The following is an 11,879-nucleotide window of genomic DNA, read 5'->3' as shown; positions in this document are numbered from 1 at the left end:
GAAGACCGTTTGCATACACACGGTCCCAGTTGACGTGCACCCCATTCGGTGTGCCATCTACCGCCAGCCAAACCCGGCGGTCGCCTCTTGCGCCGCCTGCATCCATGTCGGAACCAGACGGGGGACAACCATGCTGGATAAAGAACTGCGTTCGATGATCGGCCAGGTGAAGGACGTGCGGATGGATCGCCGCGCCTTTATCCAGCGCATGGCCGCCGTTGGCCTGACCGCACCGCTGGCCAACCAGATCCTCGCGCTCGGCGGTGTTGCCATGGCGCAGGGCGCGTCCACCTACAAGCCGACCAAACGCGGCGGCGGTGCGCTGAAGCTGTTGTGGTGGCAGGGCCCGACCTTGCTCAATCCGCATTTCGCCACCGGCACCAAGGACCAGGACGGCTCGCGCCTGTTCTATGAGCCGCTTGCCTGCTGGGATCCGGACGGCAACATGAAGCTGGTTCTGGCGTCCGAAATTCCCTCGACCCAAAACGGCCTGCTGGCCGCCGACGGCAAGTCGGTGACGTGGAAGCTGAAGCCCGGCGTGAAGTGGCATGACGGCAAGCCGTTCTCGGCCGACGATGTCGTATTCACGTGGCAGTACATCAAGGATCCGGCCACTGCGGCCGTGACCATCGCAACCTATCGCGACCTCACTGTCGAGAAGGTCGACGATCTCACGGTCAAGATTACCTTCCCGAAACCGACGCCATTTTGGGCCGACGCCTTCGTCGGTGCGACCGGGCAGATCCTGCCGAAGCATCTCTTTGCCGATTTCATCGGCTCCAAATCGCGCGAGGCTCCGACCAACCTCGCGCCTGTCGGGACCGGGCCCTACAAGTTCGTCGAGTTCAAGCCGGGCGATCTCATCCGCGGCGTGATCAATCCCGACTATCACATGGCCAACCGGCCCTATTTCGATACGCTCGAGATGAAGGGCGGCGGTGACGCCGTCTCGGCAGCGCGCGCCGTGATCCAGACCGGCGAGTATGATTTCGGCTGGAATATCCAGGTCGAGGACGACGTGCTGCTGCGCCTGGAAAAGGGCGGCAAGGGCAAGACCGTCTATGCCGTCGGCGGCGATACCGAGTTCATCGCGCTCAATTTCACCGATCCGAACGTCGAGGTCGACGGCGAACGTTCGTCGATGAAGACCAAGCATCCGCTGTTCTCGGATCCCGTCGTGCGCAAGGCGCTGTCGCTGCTGGTCGATCGCGAGTCCGTCAAGAAGGCGATCTACGGCCGCGCCGGCCGCACCACCGCGAACTTCCTCAACGGCCCTGAAAAGTTCGTCTCCAAGAACACGAGCTGGGAATTTAACATCGAGAAGGCCGCCAAGATGCTCGACGACGCCGGCTGGAAGCCCGGTGCCGACGGCATCCGCGAGAAGGACGGCAAGAAGCTGAAGATCCTGTACCAGACCTCCATCAATGGTCCGCGCCAGAAGACCCAGGCCATCGTCAAGCAGGCCTGCCAGAAGGCCGGCATCGAGGTCGAGCTGAAGTCGGTGGTAGCTTCGGTGTTTTTCTCCTCCGACGTCGCCAACCCCGACACCTATCCGAAGTTCTACGCCGACATCGAGATGTTCCAGATCCCGCTCAGCCAACCGGATCCGTCGCAGCACATGCGCCGCTACCTGTCCACCAGCGTCGCGACCAAGGAGAACAAGTGGCAGGGCACGAACTTCCCGCGCTGGGTCAACACGGACTATGACGCGGTGATCAACGCTGCCGATATGGAGATGGATCCGGTCAAGCGCGCGGCGCTCTATATCAAGGCTAACGATCTGATGTGGCAAGACACGGTGTTCATCCCCGTGATGCATCGTCTCAAGGTGGAGGCGGCCGCGAACAACCTGCGTCCGGTGATCTCGGGGTGGGCCAACGAGACCGACAACCTGTTCGACTGGTACCGCGAGGAATGATCCCCCAGCTCTAGACGGGGCCTTCCCTCATGAGTCAATACGTCCTGCGTCGCCTCCTGATCGCGATTCCGAGCCTGCTCGGAATCTCGGTTGTGCTGTTCGTCGTGCTTGCGCTCGCTCCCGGCGATCCGTTCTCTGAACTGGCGACCAACCCGAACGTGCCCCCCGAGGTGCAGGCCGCGCTTCGGGCCAAGTTCGGTCTCGATGATCCGATCTATCTCCGCTACCTGCACTGGCTGAACGCCATGCTGCACGGCGACTGGGGCTTCTCCTTCGTGAGCCGGATGGACGTCGACCAGTTGATCCTCCAGCGCCTGCCGGCCACGCTCTACGTGATCGGCTCGGCGCAGATCCTGGCGCTCCTGATCGCGATCCCCGTCGGGGTCTATGCCGCGACCAGGCCGTATTCGTTGTTCGACCAGATCGCGAACACGCTCGCCTTCGTCGGCTTCTCGCTGCCGACCTTCTTCACCGGCATTCTGTTCATCCTGATCTTCTCGGTCACGTTGGACTGGCTGCCTTTCGTCTATACGACCGACATCAAGGCAACCGGCATCCGCTGGGTGCTGGAGATGATCAGGCAGGCGATCATGCCGGTGGCGGTGCTCGGTCTGTTCCAGGCGGCGTCAATGACGCGCTTCGTCCGTTCGGCGATGCTCGACGTGATCCGGCTCGACTACGTGACCACGGCGCGTGCGAAGGGACTTGGCCAGGCCACGGTCATCGTCAAGCACGTGATGCGCAACGCCATGATCCCGGTCGTGACGCTGATCGCGTTGCAAATGCCCGCGGTGTTCGGCGGCGCCATCGTCACCGAGCAGATCTTCCGCATTCCCGGCATCGGCTCGCTGCTGATCTCCTCCATCCTTTCCAACGACACGCCGGTGGTGATGGCCGTCACCTTCGTCTTCGCGTGCCTGGTCGTGCTGTTCAATCTCATCGCGGACGTTCTTTATGGCTGGCTTGACCCTCGCATCTCCCTCCGCTGAGCGGCGGGTCTACTCGCCCTGGCGCGAGACGTGGCGGCGCTACAGCCGCCACAAGCTTGCCGTTGTCAGCGCGTTCCTGCTCCTGGTTCTTGTCCTGGCGGTGGTGCTCGGTCCGTTCGTCTGGCGGGTCAAGATCGACGAGATCGACATTGTGGCGGGTATGCAGGGGCCGTCGCTGGCCCATCCGTTCGGCACCGACGATCTCGGGCAGGACATCCTCGCCCGCATGATCTATGGCGGGCGCATCTCGCTCGCCGTCGGCCTTGCCGCGATGCTGGTCTCGGTCTTTATCGGCGTGCTGATCGGCGCGCTGGCCGGCATGTCGCGCGGCGCGCTCGGCCATGGCCTGATGTGGCTCACGGATCTGTTCCTGTCGTTGCCGCAACTGCCGCTGCTCTTGCTGCTGATCTATCTCTTCCGCGATGGGCTGAAGCAGGTGTTCGGCCCCGAGGGCGGCATCTTCATCCTGATCGTGCTGGTGATCGGGGGGCTCCGCTGGATGCCGGTCGCGCGCCTGGTGCGCGCGCAGTTCCTGTCGATCCGCGAAAAGGAATTCGTGGAGGCTGCACGTGCGCTTGGTGCAAGTCCGCTACGGCAGGTGGTCAAGCACATCCTGCCAAATGCGCTCGGTCCGGTGATCATCGCCGGCACCATCGACGTTGCGGCCGCCATCATCGCGGAATCGACGCTGTCCTTCCTCGGCCTCGGCTTCCCGCCTGACACCCCGACCTGGGGCCGACTGCTGTACGATGCCAAGGATTTCCTCGATATCGGCCCGCACTGGGCGTTGTTTCCGGGCGGCGCGATCTTCATCGCGGTGGTCGCCATCAACTTCATCGGCGACGGCCTGCGTGACGCGCTCGATGCGCGACGGGTGATCTGATGGCGCCGCTGCTCGAGATCAAGGGCCTCAAAACCCACTTTTCCACCGACGACGGCATCCTCCAGGCCGTCGACGGCGTCGACATCTCCATCAACAGGGGGGAGACGCTCTGCGTCGTCGGCGAGTCCGGCTGCGGCAAGACCGTCACCGCAATGTCGATCCTGAAGCTGATCGCGATGCCGCCGGGCCGGATCGCGGCGGGCCAGATCATCTTCGAGGGGCGCGATCTCGTGCCGCTGACCAGCAATCAGCTCGATGAGATCCGCGCCAAGGAGATCGGCTTCATCTTCCAGGAGCCGATGACCTCCCTCAATCCGGTGCTCACCATCGGCGAGCAGATCGCCGAGAGCCTGCGCCGCCACGAGGCGGTGACGAGGAAACAGGCCCTGGAACGCACCATCGAGATGCTGAAGCTGGTGCAGATCCCCAATGCCGAAGGTCGCGTGCACAATTATCCGCACCAGTTCTCCGGCGGCATGCGTCAGCGCGTGATGATCGCGATGGCGCTCGCCTGCAAGCCGAAGCTGATCATCGCCGACGAGCCGACCACCGCGCTCGACGTCACCATCCAGGCGCAGATTCTCGACCTCTTGCAGGACATGAAGGAACGCTTCGGCATGGCGGTGATGTTGATCACCCATGCCATGGGCGTCGTCGCCGAGACGGCGCAGCGCGTCGTCGTGATGTATGCCGGCAAGGTGGTGGAGGAGGCGGCCGTCGACGAGCTCTTCGGCGATCCCCGCCATCCCTATACGCAAGGGTTGATCCGCTCGATTCCGCGCATCGACCTCGACAGCGAGCACAAGACGCGGCTGGAGGCGATCGGCGGCTCGGTACCGATCCTGATCAATCCGCCGGTCGGCTGCCGTTTTGCCCCGCGCTGCAAGTTCGCGATGAACGTCTGCATCGAGAAGGAGCCGCTGCTGCGCGAGGTCGCGCCCGGCCATCGCATGGCCTGTCACTTGGGAGATACCAGCCTGGGAGGCGCGGCATGAGCGAACCGTTGCTGCGCGTCAGCGGCCTGAAGAAGCACTTCCCCCGTCCTCGGCGGCCTGCTGTCGCGCCAGGTCGGCACCGTCTATGCTGTCGATGGCGTGTCGTTCTCGGTCAATCGCGGCGAGACGCTCGGTCTCGTCGGCGAATCCGGTTGCGGCAAGTCGACGACGGGGCGTTGCGTGCTCCGCCTGATCGAGCCGACCGACGGCGAGGTCACCTTCGACGGCCAGGACGTGCGCAAGCTCGGCGGCAACGATCTGCGCGCGATGCGGCGGAACATGCAGCTGGTGTTCCAGGATCCGTTCGCCTCGCTCAATCCGCGCATGACGGTCGGCGCCATTCTCGGCGAGGCCCTGATCATCCATAACCTCGGGTCGTCGGCCAAGGAGCGCGAGGACCGCGTCGCCAGCCTGCTCGTGAAGGTCGGCCTCAAGGCCGAGCACATGCGCCGCTACCCGCACGAATTCTCCGGCGGCCAGCGCCAGCGCATCGTGATCGCGCGCGCGCTCGCGGTCGAGCCGAAGCTGATCGTCTGCGACGAGCCGGTGTCCGCGCTCGACGTGTCGATCCAGGCCCAGGTGATCAACCTCCTGGAAGACCTCCAGGCCGAGTTGAACCTGACCTATCTCTTCGTCGCGCACGATCTCTCGGTGGTCGAGCACATCTCCGATCGCGTTGCGGTGATGTATCTCGGCCGCATCGTCGAGCTGGCGAAGGCGAGCGACCTCTACCGCAACCCGCAGCATCCCTACACCAGGGCGCTGTTGTCGGCGGTGCCGGTGCCCGATCCCAAGCTGAAGCGCGAGCGCATCCGCCTCAAGGGCGACGTGCCAAGCCCGATGAAGCCGCCCTCGGGCTGCCACTTCCACACCCGCTGTCCGATCGCCCAGCCGCGCTGCGCGGAAAGCGCTCCGGCGCTGAAGGAGGGGGCGAACGGCCACTTCGTGGCGTGCCACCTGGCGTGATGGTGCGGCGCGACATGCCATGCGAGGACGATTTTGCGCCGGCGCTCAGCGAAGCGTGCCGTTCGGCGTCCGCAGTGAATGGACGAAATCGACCACCGCCAGGATCACCACGCCAACCACAATGACGATGAGCGGGATGGCCTTGATCCAAACCACCAGGATTCCAAGGAATGTCATCATAAGCGCGAGGCCGATGAGCCCGGTGATCAGATTGGTCATCGCACTTTCCTTTTCTCCGCGCCGGGAGCCGAGTTCGACCCAGCGCTCGGGACGTTGCGCCGAGCGCTGCCACGAGCGCGCCCGATATTCCTGACGAGCCAGCGCGCCGTGCGCAAGAGGCGGGCATCGTTGCCGCGGCGGCCGACGAGCTGGACGCCCAGCGGAAGGCCGGCTTCGGAACGCATCAATGGCAGGCTGATGGCGGGTACGCCGAGATAGGTCCAGAGCGTGCAGAAAACCGGGTTGCCGGTCGTTTCAATGCCGGGCGCCGCGCCCGGCGCCGCAGGCGTCAGCACGGCGTCGTACTCGTCGAAAATATGGTCCAGAGCCTGGTTGAGCGGCGCAATCCCGGCCAGAGCGCTGCAGTAGTCCACCGCAAGATGTGCGCGGCCGCGCTCGATCGCCTGGCGTAGACGCGTGCTCAGCTTGTCGGCGCCTCGCTGGTAGTCGCGCCGCAGATTGTGCGCCATATCAACTTCCATGATGATACGGTGCATATCGACGGCTCTATCGAAGCTCGGCCCAAGCTCGACTTCGCTGCACGCCGCGCCCAAAGCCTCGACAAGCTCGGCAAAGGCCTCACGCGTCACCGGCTCGGCCTGATCCCAGACCGGAGTGCGCACGAAGGCAAATCGCGGCGGCAATGGCGGCTCGCTCGCCGCTACCGCAGAGAATGGCGGGCGCGCAACAGGCCGCGTGTCCGGATCCTCCCGGTCGAAGTCGACCATGACCTCGGCCAGCAGGGCCGCGTCCTCCACGCTGCGCCCGAACACGCCGACATGATCGAGTGTGCGCGACAATTCGAGCGCGCCGCTGCGCGGAATGAGGCCGTGCGAGGGCTTGAAACCGACCACGCCGCAGAAGGCGGCAGGACGGATCACCGAGCCGTTGGTCTGCGATCCGACAGCACCTGGCACCATCAGCGCCGCGACGGCCGCGGCGGAGCCCGAGGACGATCCGCCGGGTGTGTGATCCGGGTTGTGCGGATTTCGGGTCTTGCCTGGATTGTAGTACGCGTACTCGGTGGTCACCGTCTTGCCGAGGATCACGGCACCGGCCGCCCGCAGACGCGCCACGGCCGCCGCATCGCGCCGCGGCGTGCGTCCGGCCCACAGCTCTGATCCGAATTCCGTCGGCATGTCGCCGGTGTCGAATATATCCTTGATGCCCACGGGCACGCCATGCAGCGGGCCTACGGCCTTGCCCTGCTTACGACGATCGTCTGCAGCCTCGGCCTGCCGCATCGCGTGGTCGCGATCGAGAAACGCCCATGCATCGATATCGCGATCGACCTCGTCGATGCGCTTGAGGCAGTCGCCGACGAGCTCCGCCGAACTGAGCCGGCCGTCGCGGATGCCGGCCGCAGCTTCCATGAGGCCGAGCGCGTTGAGACTCATGCGCAGCCTTTCGGCGGTTTGCCGGGCGCGTTCATCGCGATCCATAGAGATAGGTGGGCAACCACAATGCGATCCCCGGGAAGATGTAGACCAGTGCCATGGTGAGGAAGACCAGGCCGACAAAGGGAAGCGCGCCGGAGAAGATGTCGGTCAGCTTCACTTGAGGCGGCGCCACGCCCTTCAGATAGAAGGCCGCCATTGCGACCGGCGGCGTGTTGAACGCCGTCTGCGTGTTCAGTGCCACCAGGATGCCGAAGAAGATCGGATCGATGCCGTATTGGGGCAGCAGCGGCAGGAAGATCGGCACGAAGATGATGATGATCTCGGTCCATTCCAGCGGCCAGCCGAGCAGGAAGATGATCACCTGGGTCAGCAGCAGGAACCCGATCGGCGACAGGTTCATCGCGGCGAAGAACTGTTCGACCACCGTCTGTCCGCCGAGGACGGCAAACACCGCGGAGAACGTCCACGACCCGATGAACAGGTAACAGACCATCGCGGTGGCACGCACGGTCAGATAGACCGATTCGCGCATCATCGTGAAGTTGAGCGAACGATAGGCGGCGGCCAGAACGATGCTCATGAGGGCACCCACCGCGGCCGCCTCGGATGGCGTCGCCAGGCCGAGCAGGATCGCGCCGAGCACCGAAACGATCAGCAACGCCAGCGGCAGGAACGATGTGGCGAGCGCCCAGATTACCGTGCCGATCGGCACGTTGGTCTGCTCGGGCGGCAGCTTCGGCGCCAGCGCGGGATTGATGATCGCGCGCGCCATCGCATAGAGGACGTAGAGGCCGGCCAACAGGAACCCCGGAAAGAAAGCGGCCGCATAAAGCTTGACCGCCGAAACGCCGGCGGTTGCCGCATAGACGATCAGCAGAATGCTCGGCGGAATCAGGATGCCGAGGCAGCCGCCGGCGCAGACGACGCCTGCCGACAGCTTGACGTCGTAACCGGCGCGCAGCATCGCCGGCAAGGCCAGTAGGCCCATCAGTGTGACAACCGCGCCGACGATGCCGGTCGCGGTCGCGAACATCGCGCAGGTGATGAGCGTTGCCACCGCCAGCGCGCCCGGCACGTTCTTCATCGACAATTGCAGCGAGTAGAACAGGCGGTCGAGAATGTTTGCGCGCTCGATCAGATAGCCCATGAACAGGAACAGCGGAACCGCAACCAGCACATCGCTGGATGTGACTTCGAACGTCTTCTGCACCAGAAGCGTGAAGACGCGGTTCTGGAAGAAGTCCTGACCGGGGGTGTAGTAGGCATAGTAGCCGAACGAGACGCCCATCGCCATCAGCGTGAACGCGATCGGGAAGCCGAGCATGATGATGAAGATGAAGAGCCCCAGCATCAGCATGCCGAGTTGAGGATCGGTCATGCGCCTGGTCCCTTCCCGTTCTGCGGCTCAGCCGCGTGCTGCTGATGTTCGCGGATGATGAGGCTCTCGGTCTCTTCCACGTCGTGCAGGCGTTGCGGCCATCGGCCGGTGCGGATGCACAGCACACAGCGAATGATTTCAGCGAACCCTTGCAGAAACAGAAGGAAACCGGTGAGCGGGATCAGCGCCTTCAGCGGAAACACCGGCACGCCGGCCGGACTGAAGATACTGACTTCGCGGAAGCGTACCGACATCTGGGCGTAGTTCCAGCCCGAATACATCAGCGCGGCGATCGCCGGCAGGAAGAACAGGATATACAGCACGAGGTCCATCGTCGCCTGGGTGCGCGGCGACCAGAGGCGGTAGACCACGTCGGCGCGCACATGGCCGTTGCGCGAGAGCGTATACGCGCCGGCCATCAGGAACATCGCGCCATAGGTGATGTAGCTGATGTCGAAAGCCCAGGTGGTCGGCGCACGCAGCACGTAGCGTACGAACACCTCGTAGCTGACACTCAGGGTGAGGACGAGAATCAGCCAGGCGAACGCCTTGCCGACCCACGTGCTGAGCTCATCGATGAAGAACAGGAATTTCGTCATGCGAGCTGAACTCGCTGCGAGCAGTACATCCGGATGTCCCCCTCCCAACTCGCGGGCGGCGCTTCAATTGCGCCGCCCCTCACGATACGGCCTCACGCGATGCGCAGCGACAGCCGTCACACCTTGAGCACGCCCGGGAAGTGATGCTCGAAGGCGCCGCGGTAGTCCGTCGCGTTGTTCATGTTGTAGTAAACCACGCGGCGTACCCAGGCCTTCTGCGAGTCCATCACCTTCTTCATGAACGGATCCGCGCCGAGCTGGGCGATCAGACCGTCCCACGCCTTGATCTGCGCGTCGAACACCGACTTCGGCGTCCGCATGACGTTGACCTTGTCCTTGTTGATCAGCTCCTGAAGGTCCTTGGAGTAATAGTCCATGCCTTTCCATTCGTTGGCGGAGGAAGCAGCTTCGGCGGCGTATTGCAGGATCGCCTGCTGTTCCTTCGGCAGTGCGTTGAATTTGGTCCGGTTGAACATGATCTCGAAATATTCCGTCGCCTGATGGTGGCTGCCCATCATGTAGTTCTTGGCGACATCCTGCGCGCCGAAGCGCCGGTCCGAGGTCGGATTGTTGAACTCGAACCCGTCGATCACGCCGCGCTCCATCGCGGGCACGATCTCGCCGCCGGGTAGCTGCGCTACCGATGCACCCATCGCCTGGAAGAGATCGGCGGCAAGGCCGACCGTGCGATACTTCAAGCCCTTGAGATCAGCGTCGCTGGTGATGGGCTTCTTGAACCAGCCGAGCGGCTGGGTCGGCATCGGCATGGCGAAGAAGCTCTTGATGTTGACGTTCATGATCTGGGTCTGGAGCTCCTCGAACAGCTCCTTGCCGCCGCCGTTGTGGATCCAGCCGAGGCCTTCGTTGGCGTTGAAGCCGAACACGGGACCTGTCCCGAACAGCGATGCTGCCTTGTGTTTGCCGTACCAGTAGACTGTCACCGTGTGTGCCGCGTCGATCTGGCCGCCATGAACGCCGTCGAACACCTGGAACGGATGCACGACCGAGCCGCCGACCAGATAGTCTATGCGGAGCCGGCCCCCGGCCATATCGTTGACGCGCTTCACATAGTCTTCGGCCATCTCGTTGAAGACATCGGCCTTGCCCCACGAGCCCTGCATCTTCATGGTCACTGTCTGCGCCCGGCTGACTTGCGGCATGGCGATAACAGCAGCGCCGGTCGCGCCGGCGGCCAGCAGGAATTTGCGACGAGTTGTTCTGGTCTTTTCAGACTTTGCAGTCATGGACGTCCTCCCTGGCGGCCTGGTTGTTCGAACGCGTTTCGGTGCGCTTCGTTTTTAACCGCTGGGGGTATGCCGCAATCCAGCGACTTTGATCACAGTTTGGACGCATTGTCGGCATCCGACAAGCTGCGCGATGTCGCATTTTGGATGTCGGCGAGCTTTTGGTTTGCAGGAGCCGCACAGTCGTCGCGTGTCGCAACGCAGCAAATATGCAGACGTTCTCTCAACCTTCGGACTCTCAGCTTCGGAAAGCTGCGTGCACCGCCGAAGAGAAGCCGGCAAGCGCGGCAGGCAGGACGGAAGGGTTGGTTGACTAATTTTCCCCGGCCGCTTGTGCAGCTTCATGGAATAGCCGCACGCGCGCCAGATCCTTGGCGTGCGTGCCTTCCTTGTCTGTCCTCGTCTTCGAATCCACGCCGGCCGGCCCGACCACGCGGATAGCCTGTGCGACGTTGTCAGGACCCAAGCCTCCGGCCAGGATGATGGGGATGCCGACCAGCTCGACGATCCGGCGGCTGATGCTTCAGTCGTGCGGCACGCCGATCGCACCGATCTGCCTGTCGGAGGGGCGATGACTGTCGAGCAGAAGATAGTCCGCAATGTGCTCATAGCTCCGGGCTATCTCGACGCTCTCCTCGCCATAAACCGGCACGCTCCGCATGATCAGACTATCGGGCAGCGCGGCCTTGATCATGGCGACCTCTGCGGGCCCGAGCAGTTCGGGTGCCGATCCGAGATGAACGATCGGAGGCTTCAACATCCTTGCCCATTCGATGATCGACGCCGCTCGCGCCGCGAGAAACAGCGCCGAAAATCTTGCCGGCGTCACGATCGCAGCGGCGATCTCCGCCGCCAGGGCGAGCGGCTGCTCGCGCGGAAATTCGCCGTCGCCGACCAGGATACCGACGTGATCAATTCCGATCTCCGAGACGGCGCGTGCTTCGTCCGGGCTGGAAATTTCGTAGATCTGGGTCAGCATGGTGAAGTCGGCCGGAACAGCGAAGACGAGATCATTCTTCCAGCGTGAAGCCGACGCGCAAGGTCACCTGATAGTGGCGGACAGTGCCATTCTCGATGTGGCCGCGCGTCTGCACCACCTCGAACCATTTCATCTCGCGAATGGTCTTCGACGCGCGGCTGATCGCGTTCTTGATCGCGTCCTCGATCGAGGTCTCGGACGATCCGACCAGGTCCAGGATCTTGTAGACATGGTCTTTCTCGGCTGCAGGCATGATGGCCTCCCTGGTTGCGCTGCGGCACGCGTCGTCGCGTGGGCTCCCATCTGAAC

Annotated in this window: 12 protein-coding genes and 1 pseudogene; 5 read left to right on the top strand and 8 right to left on the bottom strand. The window is 63.5% G+C overall.

Annotated features, from left to right (window positions below; genetic code table 11):
• Nucleotides 1–130: 130 nt before the first annotated feature.
• The 5 genes and pseudogenes from ABIF91_RS12450 (at nt 131) to ABIF91_RS12430 (ending at nt 5,751) form a co-directional block, all read left to right on the top strand.
• Nucleotides 131–1,918 carry a peptide ABC transporter substrate-binding protein gene (locus ABIF91_RS12450; protein WP_424579178.1) on the top strand — a complete coding sequence of 596 codons (1,788 nt, stop codon included), beginning with the start codon at nt 131–133 and terminating at the stop codon, nt 1,916–1,918.
• 29 nt (nt 1,919–1,947) lie between these two features.
• Nucleotides 1,948–2,907, top strand: a complete 960-nt coding sequence (locus ABIF91_RS12445) for an ABC transporter permease (protein ID WP_028178491.1) — start codon at nt 1,948–1,950, stop codon at nt 2,905–2,907.
• Nucleotides 2,873–3,790 (top strand): ABC transporter permease, encoded by a 918-nt coding sequence (locus ABIF91_RS12440; protein ID WP_028178492.1) that lies wholly within the window; start codon nt 2,873–2,875, stop codon nt 3,788–3,790. Before ABIF91_RS12445 ends, ABIF91_RS12440 begins: the two co-directional genes overlap by 35 nt.
• Nucleotides 3,790–4,785 (top strand): ABC transporter ATP-binding protein, encoded by a 996-nt coding sequence (locus tag ABIF91_RS12435; protein ID WP_028178493.1) that lies wholly within the window; start codon nt 3,790–3,792, stop codon nt 4,783–4,785. Before ABIF91_RS12440 ends, ABIF91_RS12435 begins: the two co-directional genes overlap by 1 nt.
• Nucleotides 4,782–5,751 (top strand): annotated as a pseudogene (locus ABIF91_RS12430) (ABC transporter ATP-binding protein). The gene ABIF91_RS12435 and the pseudogene ABIF91_RS12430 overlap by 4 nt, the downstream one beginning before the upstream one ends.
• Before the next feature lie 45 nt (nt 5,752–5,796).
• Here the strand turns inward: ABIF91_RS12430 and ABIF91_RS12425 are convergent.
• From ABIF91_RS12425 to ABIF91_RS12390, 8 genes are all read right to left on the bottom strand, one after another.
• The gene (locus ABIF91_RS12425) at nt 5,797–5,970 is read right to left on the bottom strand and encodes a hypothetical protein (protein ID WP_155251853.1); all 174 of its coding nucleotides are present in this window, start codon (nt 5,968–5,970) and stop codon (nt 5,797–5,799) included.
• Nucleotides 5,967–7,367, bottom strand: coding sequence for an amidase (locus ABIF91_RS12420; RefSeq protein WP_028178495.1), 1,401 nt, complete (start codon nt 7,365–7,367; stop codon nt 5,967–5,969). The genes ABIF91_RS12425 and ABIF91_RS12420 overlap by 4 nt, the downstream gene beginning before the upstream one ends.
• A gap of 31 nt (nt 7,368–7,398) precedes the next feature.
• Nucleotides 7,399–8,748, bottom strand: coding sequence for a TRAP transporter large permease (locus ABIF91_RS12415; RefSeq protein WP_028178496.1), 1,350 nt, complete (start codon nt 8,746–8,748; stop codon nt 7,399–7,401).
• On the bottom strand, nt 8,745–9,347 hold the full coding sequence (locus ABIF91_RS12410) for a TRAP transporter small permease subunit (RefSeq protein WP_028178497.1): 603 nt from the start codon (nt 9,345–9,347) through the stop codon (nt 8,745–8,747). The genes ABIF91_RS12415 and ABIF91_RS12410 overlap by 4 nt, the downstream gene beginning before the upstream one ends.
• 116 nt (nt 9,348–9,463) lie before the next feature.
• Entirely contained in the window at nt 9,464–10,591 is a 1,128-nt protein-coding gene (locus ABIF91_RS12405) for a TRAP transporter substrate-binding protein (RefSeq protein ID WP_028178498.1), read from the bottom strand.
• Between the two features lie 313 nt (nt 10,592–10,904).
• Nucleotides 10,905–11,069 carry a hypothetical protein gene (locus ABIF91_RS12400; protein WP_424579364.1) on the bottom strand — a complete coding sequence of 55 codons (165 nt, stop codon included), beginning with the start codon at nt 11,067–11,069 and terminating at the stop codon, nt 10,905–10,907.
• 45 nt (nt 11,070–11,114) lie between these two features.
• Nucleotides 11,115–11,570 (bottom strand): hypothetical protein, encoded by a 456-nt coding sequence (locus ABIF91_RS12395; protein ID WP_028178499.1) that lies wholly within the window; start codon nt 11,568–11,570, stop codon nt 11,115–11,117.
• A gap of 31 nt (nt 11,571–11,601) precedes the next feature.
• Nucleotides 11,602–11,823: a dodecin gene (locus ABIF91_RS12390; protein ID WP_028178500.1), complete on the bottom strand. Its 222-nt coding sequence runs from the start codon at nt 11,821–11,823 to the stop codon at nt 11,602–11,604.
• Nucleotides 11,824–11,879: the final 56 nt, after the last annotated feature.

Source organism: Bradyrhizobium sp. USDA 241 (genome assembly GCF_049739505.1).
Taxonomy (GTDB): Bacteria; Pseudomonadota; Alphaproteobacteria; order Rhizobiales; family Xanthobacteraceae; genus Bradyrhizobium; species Bradyrhizobium liaoningense.
The sequence above is the reverse complement of the archived record's forward strand: the minus strand, read 5'-3'. Positions and strand labels throughout refer to the sequence as shown.